The 16139-nt window shown below is 44.4% G+C and carries 14 protein-coding genes; 8 read left to right on the top strand and 6 right to left on the bottom strand.

What is annotated here, in order from left to right:
- Positions 1-12: 12 nt before the first annotated feature.
- The 3 genes from R7Z10_RS21320 to R7Z10_RS21310 all read left to right on the top strand — a co-directional run bounded on the left by R7Z10_RS21320 (position 13) and on the right by R7Z10_RS21310 (position 3437).
- Positions 13-1299, top strand: a complete 1287-nt coding sequence (locus tag R7Z10_RS21320) for a TRAP transporter large permease subunit (RefSeq protein ID WP_017636111.1) — start codon at positions 13-15, stop codon at positions 1297-1299.
- Between the two features lie 151 nt (positions 1300-1450).
- Positions 1451-2806, top strand: coding sequence for a cache domain-containing protein (locus R7Z10_RS21315; RefSeq protein ID WP_182039496.1), 1356 nt, complete (start codon positions 1451-1453; stop codon positions 2804-2806).
- On the top strand, positions 2799-3437 hold the full coding sequence (locus R7Z10_RS21310) for a response regulator transcription factor (RefSeq protein WP_005376875.1): 639 nt from the start codon (positions 2799-2801) through the stop codon (positions 3435-3437). The genes R7Z10_RS21315 and R7Z10_RS21310 overlap by 8 nt, the downstream gene beginning before the upstream one ends.
- 40 nt (positions 3438-3477) lie before the next feature.
- On the opposite strand, the gene R7Z10_RS21305 is transcribed toward R7Z10_RS21310, so the two are convergent.
- A complete protein-coding gene (locus R7Z10_RS21305) occupies positions 3478-3954 on the bottom strand; it encodes a MarR family winged helix-turn-helix transcriptional regulator (RefSeq protein WP_005376877.1) in 477 nt (158 codons plus the stop codon).
- A 387-nt stretch (positions 3955-4341) separates the two neighbouring features.
- Between R7Z10_RS21305 and R7Z10_RS21300 the strand changes: the two genes are divergently transcribed.
- Together R7Z10_RS21300 and R7Z10_RS21295 are read left to right on the top strand one after the other, a co-directional pair.
- Positions 4342-5913, top strand: a complete 1572-nt coding sequence (locus tag R7Z10_RS21300; protein ID WP_005376879.1) for a BCCT family transporter — start codon at positions 4342-4344, stop codon at positions 5911-5913.
- A 231-nt stretch (positions 5914-6144) separates the two neighbouring features.
- Complete coding sequence (locus R7Z10_RS21295) at positions 6145-8028, top strand: methyl-accepting chemotaxis protein (protein ID WP_005376880.1); 1884 nt, start codon at positions 6145-6147, stop codon at positions 8026-8028.
- Between the two features lie 69 nt (positions 8029-8097).
- Here the strand turns inward: R7Z10_RS21295 and R7Z10_RS21290 are convergent, their stop codons facing one another.
- Entirely contained in the window at positions 8098-8817 is a 720-nt protein-coding gene (locus tag R7Z10_RS21290; RefSeq protein WP_318105881.1) for a 3'-5' exonuclease, read from the bottom strand.
- A gap of 8 nt (positions 8818-8825) precedes the next feature.
- Positions 8826-10715, bottom strand: a complete 1890-nt coding sequence (locus tag R7Z10_RS21285) for a DUF294 nucleotidyltransferase-like domain-containing protein (protein ID WP_318105879.1) — start codon at positions 10713-10715, stop codon at positions 8826-8828.
- 314 nt (positions 10716-11029) lie between these two features.
- Between R7Z10_RS21285 and R7Z10_RS21280 the strand changes: the two genes are divergently transcribed.
- Positions 11030-11671 (top strand): outer membrane beta-barrel protein, encoded by a 642-nt coding sequence (locus tag R7Z10_RS21280; RefSeq protein ID WP_042522781.1) that lies wholly within the window; start codon positions 11030-11032, stop codon positions 11669-11671.
- An 89-nt stretch (positions 11672-11760) separates the two neighbouring features.
- Here R7Z10_RS21280 and R7Z10_RS21275 read toward each other — a convergent pair whose 3' ends face one another.
- The 3 genes from R7Z10_RS21275 to R7Z10_RS21265 all read right to left on the bottom strand — a co-directional run bounded on the left by R7Z10_RS21275 (position 11761) and on the right by R7Z10_RS21265 (position 14058).
- Positions 11761-12951 (bottom strand): amino acid aminotransferase, encoded by a 1191-nt coding sequence (locus R7Z10_RS21275; protein ID WP_017636105.1) that lies wholly within the window; start codon positions 12949-12951, stop codon positions 11761-11763.
- Between the two features lie 331 nt (positions 12952-13282).
- Positions 13283-13582 (bottom strand): hypothetical protein, encoded by a 300-nt coding sequence (locus tag R7Z10_RS21270; RefSeq protein ID WP_005376885.1) that lies wholly within the window; start codon positions 13580-13582, stop codon positions 13283-13285.
- A 245-nt stretch (positions 13583-13827) separates the two neighbouring features.
- Complete coding sequence (locus R7Z10_RS21265; protein ID WP_017636104.1) at positions 13828-14058, bottom strand: hypothetical protein; 231 nt, start codon at positions 14056-14058, stop codon at positions 13828-13830.
- Between the two features lie 259 nt (positions 14059-14317).
- On the opposite strand from R7Z10_RS21265, the gene R7Z10_RS21260 reads away from it, so the two are divergent.
- Both R7Z10_RS21260 and R7Z10_RS21255 read left to right on the top strand, forming a co-directional pair.
- Positions 14318-15709 (top strand): PLP-dependent aminotransferase family protein, encoded by a 1392-nt coding sequence (locus tag R7Z10_RS21260; protein ID WP_318105876.1) that lies wholly within the window; start codon positions 14318-14320, stop codon positions 15707-15709.
- 98 nt (positions 15710-15807) lie between these two features.
- Positions 15808-16032, top strand: coding sequence for a hypothetical protein (locus tag R7Z10_RS21255; protein WP_017636102.1), 225 nt, complete (start codon positions 15808-15810; stop codon positions 16030-16032).
- Positions 16033-16139 lie beyond the last annotated feature (107 nt).

Here is a 16139-nt window from a genome sequence, read left to right as displayed (position 1 = left end):
AAGGAAGTCATTATGATCGGTATAGTGATGTTTTTTGTTGCGCTCTTTGCGCTTCTATTGGGATTTCCCGTTGCCTTTACTTTTGGTGGTATCGCGCTGATTTTTGGTGTTTGGGCTGAAGGCATCGAGATGTTTGCTTTTATGCCATATCGAATTCAGTCCATTATGGAAAATACGGTGCTAATGGCCGTACCGCTGTTCGTTTTTATGGGGCTAGTGCTACAGAAAACGAAGCTTGCTGAACAGCTACTAGAATCAATGGGGCGTTTGTTCGGTGGCGTTCGCGGTGGTATCGCTATTTCTACCGTGTTAGTTGGCGCATTGCTTGCAGCTTCAACGGGTGTGGTAGGCGCATCAGTTGTTGCGATGGGCTTAATATCTCTTCCTGTGATGCTCAAGTACAATTACGACAAAGGTTTAGCGTGTGGGACTATTTGTGCGTCTGGCACGTTGGGCCAAATTATCCCACCTTCTATCGTATTGATCTTGTTGGGTGATGTACTTGGCGTACCGGTAGGGGACCTATTTCAAGCTGCGATCTGGCCCGGTATTACACTTGTTGGCGCCTATGTGATCTACATTCTCATCTACGCGAAGTTGAACCCTCAAGCCGCACAGGCGATAGAGCGCGATGAGTCGATCAGTCGTAAACAAGAAGTGCTCACCGCACTGAAAGCTGTATTGCCACCTTTAGCATTGATCATCGTGGTATTGGGCTCCATCTTTGCAGGGATTGCAACACCAACAGAGTCAGCGGCACTGGGGGGTGCAGGTGCGATTATTTTATCACTATTGTATAAACAGTTTAGTTGGTCGATGATTTATGATGCATCAAAAGAGACAGTTAAAGTAACCGCAATGGTCTTTGCGATCTTACTTGGTGCGACCGCCTTTTCAATGGCATTTACCTACACTGGTGGTGATTATTTAGTTGAAGAGTGGATGTTAGAACTGCCGGGTGAAAAGTGGGGATTCCTTATTATTACCATGGTGGTGATTCTGATTTTAGGTTTCTTTATCGACTTCGTTGAAATCTGTTTTATCATCGTGCCAATTATTGCGCCAGTCGCTGAATTGATGGGCATTAATATGACGTGGTTTGCGATTCTTATTGCGATGAACTTGCAGACGTCGTTCCTCACACCGCCATTTGGCTTTAGTTTGTTCTATCTAAAAGGTGTCGCTCCAGCAGGGGTTACTACGCGTGATATCTACAAAGGTGTGATGCCATTCATCGCGATTCAGATTGTTGTGTTGACGTCTTTGCTGTTTTTCCCAGGTTTTTACGGTATGAGTTAATCACTCGATAATAAAGAGATTTTGTGAACTGAGAGTTTTTACCTTTTGAGACAAGTTGTTAAGCTGTTAATTATGTCTATGCAGACACAATCGATTAGTTTGTACTGCTAAGATAGTAAGCTGTAAAGGCAGCGTTTCATGGAGGGAAGGGATGCCTCTCAAAGCAAAGTTAATTCTGCTGACACTGATACCCGTGGTATTGGTGTCAGCGAGTATCAGCTGGATCTCTATCTATCAAACCAAGACCCTTGGCAAAAGGGAGGTAGAGATCTTTCATCAAAACCTGATCCAATCAAAAGAAGCGGCGCTGAAAGATACGGTCGACGTCGCTTTTGACTCCATTTCTTACATCTACAACGATCCGACATTAGAAGAGAGTGTTGCCAAAACGCGTGTGAAAGCGATTTTAAATCGTTTGAGTTATGGGTCGGACGGCTATTTTTTTGCTTATGATAAATATGGTACCAACCTTGTACACCCAGTTCTTCCGGAGCTTGTCGGGGAAAACTTACTCTATCTTGAAGACGAAAATGGCGATCGCTTAATCGAAGCTTTATTGTATCAAGCGCAATCAGGTGGTGGATTTCATCAGTACCTGTGGCAAAAGCCATCTACAGGTGAAGTTGTCCCTAAGCTTAGTTACGCTGCATGGCTCGATAAGTGGGAATGGATGATAGGGACTGGGCTGTATATTGAGGATGTCAGCCGAGAAGTCGCCAATATGCGCGCGGCAGTGAACAAAAATATCGAAACGACATTTTTCTCAGTCGTCGTGATCTTAGCGGTGACCGTTGCTGTAATCATTGTTCTCACTTTGGCGATCAATCTGCACGAGCATCGCCTCGCTGATAAGAACCTGAAAGAATTGGCACATAAAACCGTGATGTTCCAAGAAGATGAGAAAAAGCATTTAGCGCGAGAACTGCACGATGGAATCAATCAGTTGTTAGTCTCCAGTAAATGTCATTTAGACTTAATGAGTCATAGACTTGAAGACGAAAAACTCAAATCCCACTTAGATAAATCACAACGATCGCTCGTCACCGCGATAAATGAGGTGCGGCATATTTCTCATCAGCTCCGTCCAAGCGCCCTCGATGATATCGGTTTAGAAGCAGCACTGACGACCTTGCTACAGGATTTTCATTCCCATTCCGGGATTGATATCGAGAGCAATTTCGATACTCAGCAGCACAAACTGACTTCGGAAGTCGCAACGACGCTATATCGCGTCGCTCAGGAGTCTTTGAATAACATTGCAAAACATGCGCGAGCGAAAAAAGTAACGGTTACTTTGCAAAAAATGGGCAATATGCTGCAATTACTCATACGTGACGATGGGGTTGGATTTGTGGTTAACCATGCAGTGCACCAACAAGGGATTGGGTTAAGGAACATGCAAGAGCGTGTAGAGTTCATCGGTGGTGAATTTGAGCTAATGAGTGAGCTTGGCTTGGGAACAGAGATTACTGTGCTGCTTAATTTGGATGAAATAGTTTATGGATAAACCGATTAGTGTAGTGATTGTCGATGATCATCAAGTAGTATTGGATGGCTTCATGGCTCGTTTGGAGTTAGAGCCTGACATCGAAGTGGTGGGTACAGCAAGTAATGGCTTGGAAGCGATAGAGGTCGCAAAGCACTTGCAACCGGACGTCATATTGATGGATATCAGCATGCCAATAATGAACGGTATTGAAGCGACTGGTGTAATTAAAGAAGCTCGCCCAGAGAGCAAAATACTTATGTTGACCATGCACGATAATCGCGAGTACATCATGAAGGTCATGCAAGCTGGTGCCGTAGGATACATGCTCAAGGAAATCTCGGCCGAGAAAATGGTGCAAGCAATAAAAACGGTTAACCAAGGCTCGACGTATTTCTGTGAATCCGTCACACAAACACTCTTTACCCAAGAAGTGGTGCCTGCCACGCAAAAAACGAATCCTCTCAGCCGCAGGGAAGAGGCGGTACTTAAATTAGTTGCTCAAGGAAACAGCAGCAAGAAAATCGCCACTTTACTCAATATTAGTTATCGAACGGTAGAGACGCATCGCCATAACATTAAGCACAAGTTGGACTTACATTCGACGGCAGAGTTAGCAAAATATGCGTTTGAAACTGGGTTGACTGAGTAGGAGAGTAGTGCCCGCAAAAAGCGAGCACGTGGGAGCGAAACTAATCGGCTTTGGTAATGCTACCAAGCTCGAGCATTGGAGCAACATCGATGTCCTCTGCATTCATCATCGTCGAGATGCGTTGAACGGAAGATAGTAGAAGGGATTGCTCCCATTCTTCCAATTTTTGGAATCGATTAATGAAGTGCTCTTGCAGCGGCGTTGGTGCTTGTTTTAAGGCTTCTTGGCCCTTGCTCGTAAGTACAGCATGCACTTTACGCTTGTCTTGAACACTGCGCTGACGCTCAACAAACTGGCCTCGTTCTAGTCTATCTAGAATGGTCGTTGCGGTCGCTTGGCTCATGTTAGTGTGGCTAGACAACTGTTTAATCGTCACGTTATCTAAGTCATTGATAGCGCGCATCAAAATCAACTGTGGAGCAGTCAATCCAGACTCTTTGCTCAGCTTTTTAGAATGTAAATCAATAGCGCGGATGATCTGACGAATCGAGACCAATACTTCTTCGTACTTTTCCAATTTATTCATCCAGTCTGTAGGGAACATTTATCGAGGCGACACTAACTTAAATGCGCCCTTATTTAAAGGGGGGAAATCAAAAATTACCTCTACAATTTTACGCCGTGTCCTCAATACCATTTTGTCGCGCCTTTTCGACAAAATAAGAAGAGCTAAAATTATTATAGCAATAAATGTTTGTGGTCTAACTATTGTAGTAGTGATTTGTTCTATCAAAGGCCGTAACCACACAGTGAAAAGTAAGTTATTGGATTTTTTAATAGCAAAAAGATAGACAAAAACGTGTCAAATGATAGGATCTTGCGCCTTCACGGAATGCAAAACGTATCGTGTTCGAAAGATTTTTTTGTTTGGTACGTAAAAACACTACAAAAATAGAGAGGAACGATGACAAAGGGTATAGATAAGTACAGTATCGATAGTACCGACTATACGGTAGGTCAGGACAACGTTCAAAAATGGGGTTTTGATGTTCATAACCCAGTTTTTGGTATTAGTGCAGGTTTAATTGCGCTGTTTCTTGTCGCTGCATTAGTTCTAGATGCACATACCGCAAAGACGGCACTTGATGGGCTGAAGTGGAAAATTATTGGTTCATTCGATTGGTTGTTCATTATTGCAGGTAACATTTTCGTTATTTTCTGTTTGGCGCTTATCGTCTCACCAATGGGTAAGATCCGACTAGGTGGTAAAGACGCTGTTGCCGATTACTCGTTTATGTCATGGCTTGCAATGCTATTTGCAGCTGGTATGGGTATCGGTTTAATGTTCTGGAGTGTTGCAGAACCTGTCGCTTACTTCACCGGTTGGTATGAAACGCCACTTGGTGTTGAGGCAAATACACCAGAAGCCGCGAGATTGGCACTGGGTGCAACGATGTTCCACTGGGGCCTTCACCCATGGGCAATTTACGGTGTTGTAGCACTTTCATTAGCATTCTTTGCCTACAACAAAGGTTTACCGCTATCTATGCGTTCGATCTTCTACCCACTTCTGGGTGATCGTGCATGGGGTTGGGCTGGCCACATTGTGGACATTCTGGCTGTGCTTGCGACTTTATTTGGTCTTGCTACATCCCTAGGTCTAGGTGCGCAGCAAGCAGCAAGTGGTATTCATCACGTATTTGGTGTTGAGCCAGGCCTGGGCCTACAAATCGTCGTTATTACCGTGGTGACTTTACTTGCTGTTGTTTCAGTCGTACGCGGCATCGATGGTGGTGTTAAAGTCATTAGTAACATCAACATGGTTGTGGCGTTCTTGCTACTTCTCCTTGTTGGTCTTATCGGTTGGGCGGCGAGCCTAGGTTCGATTCCAACCACACTTATGGCATATGTAGAGAATATCATCCCACTAAGTAACCCGTTTGGTCGTACGGACGAAGCTTGGTTCCAAGGCTGGACAGTGTTCTACTGGGCTTGGTGGATTTCATGGTCGCCATTCGTAGGCATGTTCATCGCGCGTGTTTCTCGTGGCCGTACCGTTCGCGAGTTCATCACAGCAGTTCTGCTGGTTCCAACTGCGGTTACCGTTGTTTGGATGTCTGTATTTGGTGGCCTTGCGATCGAGCAAGTTGTTGATAAAGTAGGTGAGCTGGGCACAAATGGCTTGACTGACGTATCACTTGCTATGTTCCAAATGTTTGATGTTCTTCCATTTGGTAGCATGCTTTCTATCATCGCTGTTGTGCTGGTACTTGTGTTCTTCATTACGTCTTCTGACTCTGGTTCACTTGTTATCGACAGTATCACGGCAGGTGGTAAAGTCGATGCACCTGTACTTCAACGTGTCTTCTGGGCATTCATGGAAGGTGCAATTGCGGTTGCTCTGCTATGGATTGGTGGCTCCGAGGCGGTTCAAGCTCTTCAGGCCGGTGCCATTTCTACAGCACTGCCATTTACCTTCATTCTGCTTGCAATGTGTGTGAGCTTATTGATGGGTATGCGAACTGAGCGTCAGTAATTCGGCATTTTATAAAACCGTCTGACTAACAATTAATCAAAAGGCCAGCAATTTGCTGGCTTTTTTTGTGCGGTTTTTATGACGCTTGAGACAAAAAAATGACACATGAAAGTTCATATTTTACAAAGAGTTAATGTGCTATTTTGTTTTTTAAAAATTAGTGAATAGTCGTAAAAAAGTGTGTAATATTCATGCACCTTAACTGTTCTCCCAACTCAAAAAACTATAAATATGAAATTATCATTAAAACAAAAGCTTATAGGCGCAAGCCTTTCTGCTGTTGTTGTGATGGCAACAGCACTTACTTGGTTGTCGGCTGGTCAATTATTTGATCAGACTCGTTCAGGTGTCTATTCACGTGCGCAAAGTCTTAGTACTACTGCGTCAGAGGGAATTTCTGATTGGGTCAATATCCGTAAAGATATTGCCACTGCGTTCAACGACTACTCGACCGAGCAAGACGTTGTTCCTTTCCTACAACAAGCTCGCAAGGCTGGTGGCTTCGATGACATCTTCCTTGGTACACCAAACGGTGATATGTACCGCTCTCATCCGGAGCGTAACCGTGCTGATTATGACCCTCGCACACGTCCTTGGTACAAGGATGCTGATGCCGCGGGTAAGCAAATCATCACAGCCGCATATCAAGACGCAATCACGAATGCACTACTTGTGACCATTGCTGAGCCAGTAATGAAAAATGGTCAGTTTGTTGGTGTTGTTGGTGCGGACGTGCTGATCGATCAGCTTATCAGCGATGTGATTAACTTAGATGCAGGTGAAAACGCGCATGCGATGCTAATCGACATGAATGAAGGCACCTTCTTAGCGCATCCAGATAAAAGCTTGACGCTTAAGCCTATCACCAGTGTTCTAAAAGATTTTTCAGAAGAGGCAATTGAGCGTGCCGCCGATGAAGGTCGTATCGAAGATACGGTAATCAAAGGAAAAGAGAAGCTTTACTACTTCAATAAAGTTCCTGGTACGCATTGGATGTTTGCGATTGAAATGGATCGCGCAACAGAAGAAGCAGGTCATGCGGTATTGCTACGAGATCTATTGTTCACTGCTGTGGCGATCACGATTGTGGTTATTCTTGCAGTTTCTTGGCTAGTTGGTTTCTTGTTCCGTGACTTGAACCGCGTATCAAATGCACTGGAAGAAATTGCATCTGGCGAAGGTGACTTAACGCAACGCCTAGAGCCACGCAGTGATGATGAAGTAGGTAAACTGGCGGAAAACTTCAACCGTTTTGTTGGCAACATGCACACAATGGTTACTAAGCTTAGCCACGTATCTTCTGCGCTTTCAGAGCAAGCACGCACGACAGCACAGCAAGCTGAGGAGCGTAGTCAGCGTATCTCTTACCAGCAAGATGAAATCAACATGGTGGCGACGGCTGTGAACGAAATGGCAGCAGCGACACAAGAAATTGCAGGTAATGCTGATAGCACGGCAAGTAACTCAGAAGAAGCGGTTCAAGCTTGTTCACATGGTTCTAGCCAAGTAACTCAAACGCAAGGCTCTATTCAGAACTTAGCGCAAGAAGTTCAAGTTGCTACTGATGTGATTCAAGAGCTAGAAGCACACGGAAATAGCATCAATACGATTCTATCAACGATTCAAGGCATTGCAGAGCAAACGAACCTACTTGCACTGAACGCGGCGATCGAAGCGGCACGTGCAGGTGAGCAAGGCCGTGGTTTTGCTGTGGTTGCAGATGAAGTCCGCGTATTGAGCCAACGTACTCATGCTTCAACGCAAGAGATTCAAGAAACTATCGAGATGCTACAAGGCACAACAGCCAAAGCGGTCGGTATTATGGGTGACAGTCGTCGTCTAGCTGATACCAGTGTTGATGATGCCAATGCGGCTGCAGCGAGCTTGACGCAAATCCACACTGCTGTTGAGCGTATCAGTGATATGGCAACGCAGATTGCTTCAGCAGCAGAAGAGCAAGCATCGGTAACCACTGAGATCACTCGTAACACTGAAGGTATTCGTGACGTGTCTAACGAGTTGTCAGTCGAAGCTCATCAAGCAGCAGAACAAGCTGCTCACCTGTCTGAGCTATCACACGAACTTGAACAAGAGATTCAACGCTTTAAGCTGTAATCTTGTCTCAACCTAAGTAAAAAGGAGCCATCTGGCTCCTTTTTTGATCGCTATTAAGCGTGAAGTATACTACAGCCAGAACTCACTGATGGGTTGCTCTTCACTGTAATGATGGGCGATTTGCGCTTGCAGTAGCTCTGCGGTAGCAATTGCATCGGTTAATGCATGGTGAGGCGTATAGTCTGGCAGCCCATAACGGCGTCGAGATTGCGCTAGCCGAACCGATTCTGGTTTTTTCCCTTTTAAACGCTCCCAGAGAGAGCCTGAACGTTTCTGTTGAATCGTTTCTTCAAGGTGCAGCGTATCTAAAACAGGAAACTCAATACCTTCCCCTAAACGGCTTTTGAGCGCTTTATCCAGAAACTCTCTCTCGATACGACGGTAATGAACAACAATGATTTTCCCGCTTAAGCATGGTAGCAGCTCGCTTAAGATATCGCCTAAGTCAGGTGCATCGATCAATTCGCTGTGAGTAATACCGTGTATAATGACTGAATCTTCATCGAGTGCACGCTGTGGACGTACCTTCCAATGACGCGAGTTACGTAGGAAAATTCGCTTCAGGTTAAACGGCACCAAACCAATAGTAATGATGTCATGTTTTTCAGGATTCAAACCCGTCGTTTCGAAATCTAACGCCACGAACTCCACCTCAGATAACGGTGTTTCTGGAGCAGGCGGCTTGTTGCTATAAAACGCAATTAAATTCTCATCCTTCGCCATCTCCAGCTTTTGTTCAAACTTCGTTGGCCACTGAATGGTTGGCCTCTGAAAGAGCTTTTTAATCATGCTAAACCTCACTTAAAGCTCTTGTTCGCTTGGTAGCGGAACTTAAGGAAATTTTGACCATTGCTTAGGATCTGGAATGCATCCTTTAGGTTGCGACGTTCAAACTCAGAGAGGTTTTCTGGTTCGATATTGTTATCAGGATCAATGCCTAGTTCCACATCCGTCGCTTGGTGACGAATACGCACCATGGAAATAAACTCTAACGCGTCTTTTAAGTCTTGTGCTCGACCTTTTGGCAAAATGCCAGCGTCAATGATGTCGTCGAGACGCTCAAACGAGTTCTGTGCACGTGAGCCAACTGCCAGAGAGTGAACACGAATTAAGTCGACCAGAGGAGCAGTACCGCGACGTTTGAGGTTGATGGAGTTGTTGTGTCTGCCATCTTTTTCCATCACGAAGTCTTTAAAGAAGCCTAGAGGTGGTGTTCTGTTTAGTGCGTTACGAGCCAAACACGCTAAGAAGCGGTTGTTCTTTCGAGCGCGACGAACAATAAAGCTAGTTAACTGTTCTGCCCATTTTAAGCGGCCATAGACACCATCCAAGTCGAAAAAGATGGAGGCGTTGAGTAGTGCTTTCGGGTTCGGGTTATCAATCCAGTCAGCAAAACACTCTTCCCACTCTGAACGAGTCATGCGCCATAGTGGGTTGGTTGCCATAATATCACCTGTGCAATATTTGTAGCCACAGGCATCTAACCCATCGCTGACGTATTTTGCTAGGGCTTCGAAGTATTTACCATGTTTCTCTTCTTGATAGGTCTCATCTAGAATGATGGCGTTATCTTGGTCAGTCACCAACAGTTGCTCATCTCGCCCCATTGAGCCAAGTGCAAGGAAACAATAAGGAATTGGCGGTGGGCCAAGCTCTTCTTCTGCCATTTCTAGCAGACGCTGTTTGAAGCTTCGGCCAATGACCGACATCGCGCTACCCACCATGTGAGAGTTGGCATCTTCATTGACCAGACGCACGAAGCTGCTTTTCACTTCTTCGGCAACAACGGCTAAATCTTCGATAGTCTGTTGTTGGAAAATACTACTCACCAACAACAACGAATTCTGAGATTCATAACGAACAATGTCGGTTGTTTCGATAATACCGATTGGTAATTGGTTTTTTACCACTGGTAGGTGATGTACGTTGTAACGCAGCATCGTTAACATTGCTTCATAGATGTAAGCGTTGTGGTCAAGAGACATGACCTCCGTGGTCATCACATTGGACACATCGTCCTGTGGGGACAAACCTTCAGCTAACACACGGGTACACAAGTCACGGTCAGTAATGATACCAAGTACTGGGGACTGTGGATCGTCTTCGTCACGAACGAAATCTGGGTCGACGATAAGTAAAGCCGATACGTTGTCATTCGCCATTTGCTGCGCGGCTTGCTGGATTGTCTGACCACGATCAATCGTATGAGCATCGCCAGTCAGCAAGGTTTTCACTTTCGACGTCGTCAGGTCATTGGCGTCTTTGTTTTCTGAAATGGCTTGGCGTAAACGAGCGCTATTTTCAACTTCAACAAAATCCGCAAAGGAATCAAAGTTATCGTAAATTTCTTGGAAAATGTCACCAGGAATACAGTAGAGCAGGGTATCCTCAATGGCTTTTACCGGAAAGCGGACTTTGTTATTGGTGAGCATGCCCATCTGGCCAAATAGGTCACCTTCGTCAAGGCGGTTATACAGCTCACCTTTGCGTCGATAAACTTCAACAACACCGCTTCGCACCACGTATAAATCTTGGATATAGTCTCCAAAATGGATGATGGGGGTATCTTCTCGGTAGTACGAGATTTCGACACTCTCTGTCACCTTGTTTAGTGTTTCTTCAGGGAGTTCATTGAACGGGGGATACTTGGCGAGAAAGTTGTAAATCTCGAGAAGTTCTGCATCCATCGAAGGCGCCTTTTAGTTCGCAAATAATAAAGTAATCTTAACTTAGTTTTAAAACAGAGTCTTATCTGAACCGCGATTTTCGTGCTCAGTCATAAGATTCTGACATATCGCACGATAAGGGAGCTTCATTTTTACTACTATATGGTCACCTCAATTGAAAAAGACGTCGTCGATATGTTTTCTTCGTGATGACTGATTAGCTCTTTGGCTGTTTCAGATCGTTATCACGTCTTTAGATTAAGCTATTCTTCTTGAGCCAAGTAGCTCAGGCGATGGAATACAGTGTTTAGATAATTCTCATGAAAGGAAGTCGAATGGTGAGAAATTTATTGCTTGTTTCTTTAGCTGCTTTGCCGGCGATATCAAGCGCAGCGGTCATGCACCAAGCAGAAAAATTTGGGTACGAACACATTCATTTGGATGTTGGTGCCGGAACGACAAACGAAGAATGGTTAGATAACTCTAATGCGACCACAGTTGGACTCGGTGGTAACTATTTGTTTACTGAGAACTGGTTGTTTAATGTTGATTACTCAGCGCAGTTTTTCCATCCGGATGATTTTACTCTTCGCATTGACCGCCTTTTGTTTGGTGGTGGTTACCGTTATGGAGTTACAGAGCAATTCGATATCTACGGGCTATATGGAATAGGCGCAATCAAAGCGAAAGCGACGGACGACAAAACGGATAATACGTTGTCTTCCGATAGCGAATTGATTCAAGCTGTAACTGTTGGGGTGAATTACTTGCTCAGTGAAAAGCTTATTGCGACAGCTGAAGTGGAGTTGAACCGTAGTGATATCGTTGATGAGAACAATTTTAAGATCGGTCTTAACTACCAATGGCATAAAGTCATCGGCACTGGTCTTTTTTATCAGTTTAGAGATACTGATTACAGCGGTGAAAGCTCAGATTACGTCAATGAAGTAGGGCTGAGTTTGAAGTTTGTCTACTAGATCGGACGGGTTCGTTTTTGGCGTTAAGTTAAAACAAAAAAGGTCAGCTTATGCTGACCTTTCCTTTTAATAAAGTATGCGACAGTCGATTATAAAACCGCTGCAATGCCTTTACATAGAGGGCCCATATTTGACTTCGTCATACCAGCAACACTGATTCGGCCAGAACCGACAATGTAAATACCGAACTCTTCTTTAAGGCGGTTAACTTGCTCTTTAGAAAGACCAGAGAAAGAGAACATACCATTTTGACGTTCGATGAAACTAAAGTCTGCGTCCACACCCTCTGCTTTTAGTGTCGCTACAAACAGTTCACGCATTTCTTGAATGCGGTCACGCATTTCTGCTACTTCAGCTTCCCATTCCGCACGCATTTCGGCGTTGCCAAGAATGTGAGTCACGACAGCGCTGCCGTGTGCAGGTGGGTTAGAGTAGATAGAGCGAATAATGGCTTTAACTTGAGAAAAAGCGGTTGTTGCGACTTCTTCTGACTCAGCTACTAACGTGAAGGCACCTACGCGTTCATTGTATAGGCCAAAGTTTTTCGAGAAAGAGCTCGCGACTAGGATTTCTTTGTTGTATTTAGCAAAAGTACGAAGACCTGCAGCATCTTCTTCCACACCTTTAGCAAAGCCTTGGTAGGCGAAGTCGAACAGAGGAAGCAATTTCTTCTCTGCGACAAGTTTCGCCAATGTTTCCCATTCTTCAGCCGTAGGATCGATCCCTGTAGGGTTGTGACAGCAGCCGTGTAGAAGCACGATGTCGCCTTCAGATGCAGATTGCAGATCATTTAGCATCGCATCGAAGTCTTTGTCTTTTGTTTCAGCATTGTAGTAGCTGTATTGTGCCGTTTCGATACCAGCAGCAGTAAATACGCCGTTGTGGTTTGCCCATGTTGGGTTGCTGATCCAGATCTTTACATCGCCTAGTTGACGTTTAATAAACTCGCCGGCAACACGTAGTGCACCAGTACCACCCGGAGCTTGAGCTGTTTTAGCGCGTTTTTCGTTTACAATTTCTGCATCAGAGCCGAAAAGCAGTTTTTGCACTGCAATGCCGTACTCTGCTGTGCCTTCGATGGTTAGGTAAGATTTGGTTTTTTCAGTTTCAACAAGTGCTGCTTCAGCTTTCTTTACTGTCGCAAGAACGGGAGTTTCGCCTTGCTCGTTTTTGTAAATACCTACGCCAAGGTTAATTTTGTCTGCGCGAGCATCTTTTTTAAACTCTTCAGTAAGGCCAAGAATAGGGTCAGCCGGAGCGGCAACTACTTTTTCAAACATAATCTTCATCCATGTTAATCGAAGGGGTGTGCTAACATTTATACCTTTCAGCAATATTGGTTACAACCGTTACTGAAAAGAAAACCTAAAAAAGTTGCGATTTGAAACAGAATTCTAACATAACTAAAGTTTTTGCCATGAAAACGTTTGGTAGGCACAGAGTTTGAAGGGCATTTATGCCATGGTTGGAGAAGTTTTGCACACATCCCAATCGTTTCAATTCAGTGCTTTGCGTTAACACGTTTATAATTGTCTAGTGAGGATTTGTTGAGACAAAAACGCCCCACCAAAGGTGGAGCGTTTACTGTTAGAGTATGGATATCGGTTGGGGTTATTTCTTCAGATTGATTTCCGACTCAACCGCATTGGTTTCGATGTCAGGGTTAGAAGAAAGTTTTTCAGTCGCCCAGTCGTTCATATGCTTTAAGATCGCTTTTAACGCGTGCTTTTCGGTTGGTACTTCTGTCTTTTCAACTTCAAGTTTTTGCTTCGGATGCGTACCCGTCGCATCTTCTGCAACGTGTAACCAATCTGGATGCCAGTAATAAGGTTGGCCGGAAGGAGAGCTCCAAGAATGTACGCCGTTGGATTCACCTTTGTATTTAATATCTTCTTCGTTGTATTTCGCCATTATTGTTTTCTCTCATAATCCATGAGTTGAGGTGTGCATCACCATTACTATTTAAATGTAACAGATGTAATGAAAATTAATGTGATAACAATCGACTTATTTTGCCCTTTGAACGCTATAGAAGATGCGTACTTCTCATTCAGAAGAATTTACTATTTGGCAGGTTTTAGCTTTATTTGTGTTTAAAGCATACAACGATGGATTCGCCTACCTAATGCTATTCATGAACGGTGATAGAGCCTAAACTACTCGTCATTCAAGTGTTTGAGAATCGCCGCTTTTGCATGCTCTTCTGTCGCTGTTTCTCCATCAGGGACTTCAAGGTCAGCCTTTTTGTGTTCACCCAAAGCATCTTCAGCGATATGCAGCCAATCAGGATGCCAATAATAAGGGGTGGTACTGCCAGGATGGTCCCAACTATGTACACCTTTATGTTTTCCGCGATACGAGAGATCGTCCATTGTAAAAACTTTCATCGCTTCCTCCTGATTTAAAGACCGTAGCTCGAAGTGAGTTTAACGAACTCAGTCCAACGTAAAACCTTGGCTTTTAGGTATTGCAAAGATGTGAGGCAATATGTGTGTAACAGTCAAAGTATGGGATATAAACGCTCACTTCGTGGCTGAAATATCTATTGATAAGCTTGATAAATTACGTTGCTAAATTGAATACTCCCATATCAGAATGCTGGCGCGAAGTATGCTATGGTGCGGCTGTAAGTGAAATGAGGGAAACATGAACCGATACCGTCAACTGGCTGAGCTGTTCAAAACGCAGATTCAGCAAAATACATGGAGAGCAGGGGAAAAGCTGCCATCAGTGCGTGTAACAAGCCGAAACCATTCTGTCAGCGCAGGTACGGTATTACAAGCTTATCAGTTGCTCGAAGCACAAGGTTGGGTCGCAGCGAAACCTCAGTCTGGATACTTTGTGACTGCGGAGTTGGACCGCTTCGAACCGAGTTCTCCAGCCACTTCCGTTTATCGCTCCAGCATCAACGATGAACTTTACGACTACCTCAAAAATCAGGCCTCACCGAATGCGGTGAAGTTTGGCTCCGCGTTTCCAGACCCTGCATTGTTCCCATTAGAAGCGCTAAACCGCAACCTAGCCAGCTCAGGCAGGAAGATGGGGGCAGAGACGTTATTGGATAACTTGCCGCCGGGCTGTGAGTCTCTACGCCGTTTGATTGCTCAACGGTACATCCAACAAGGTATGGTGTTTACCCATGATGATATTGTCGTTACTTCTGGCGCATTAGAAGCATTGAATTTGAGCCTTCAGGCCGTGACCCAGCCTGGAGATACTGTTGTAGTTGAATCACCGACGTTTTATGGCGCACTTCAAGCGATTGAACGTTTAGGTCTAAAGGCGATAGAAATAACGGTGGATCCGTTAACTGGACATTCAGTGGATCAAATTGAAGCGACTTTTGCCGGCAATGATGTTCGCGCATGTTGGTTAATGACTAACTTTCACAATCCAACAGGAACCTTATTAAGTGACGGGCAGAAGCAACGTATCGTCGAACTGGCTGACAAATACGATGTGTACTTGATCGAAGATGATGTGTATTCAGAGCTTTATTTTTCTGAAAAAAAGCCAAGCTCACTTAAAGCTTTTGATACACAAGAGCGCGTGTTGCATTGTGGATCATTTTCAAAAAGCCTTTGCCCTGGCTATAGGCTGGGCTGGGTGGTAAACAAACGCTTCAATGAGCAACTTCAAAAGCTGCAACTTATCTCGACGTTGTCAGGCAGTGCACCAATCCAGCAGGGTATCGCGCATTACTTGCAAAACGATAGTTATAATAGCCATCTTAGAAAACTGCGAAAGAATCTTGAGCAGCGGCAATTGGCGTTTATTGAACTGGTTGATAAGTACTTTCCCCAATCGATTCGTTACACGCAACCGGAAGGCGGCTATTTTCTTTGGATAGAACTGCCGAAAACAAAGTGCGGAAAAGCGATTTATCAGAAGTTATTGGAAGCGAACATCACTGTAGCATTTGGTCAGTTGTTTTCTATCGCTCCAAATTATGAGAACTACCTGAGGCTTAATACATCGTTACCTGTAAATGATGAATTAGAACAAGCCGTGAAGACGGTCGGAGAATTACTTCATTAGCCAACTGTTTACCTGTTTTTTGCTCAAACTGTATCAGTGGACGATACCGAAGCTGTGTTTCAATCATGGGCAGACAACCATTTAGGTTAGGAGCCGTAATGAAAAAGCAGTTGGTAAAGCATGAACTTAGGTTGATGGGTGTTGCTATTTTTAGCGCATTTTTGTTGGTGTTTGCACACTTGATATTGGCGAAATCTTTCTCTCATATGGTTTGGACGGAATACACTGCTGCCGTTATCCCATTTGTGATGTTTGGCTTGTGTGTGGTTGGAGTAAAATACGCAGCGCGAGCAGATGAGGATGACGATGAAAATAACAACTAGAGTGCATACACCGGTTGCTAGAAAATCATTCTGACCCGTCCTGATATGGGTTGACACTTTTTAACTAAAACGCTCGATGTACTTCATCGGGCGTTTTGTATTTTAAA

Source organism: Vibrio sp. Vb1018, assembly GCF_033338775.1.
Classification (GTDB): Bacteria; Pseudomonadota; Gammaproteobacteria; order Enterobacterales; family Vibrionaceae; genus Vibrio; species Vibrio alginolyticus.
The sequence above is the reverse complement of the archived record's forward strand: the minus strand, read 5'-3'. Positions and strand labels throughout refer to the sequence as shown.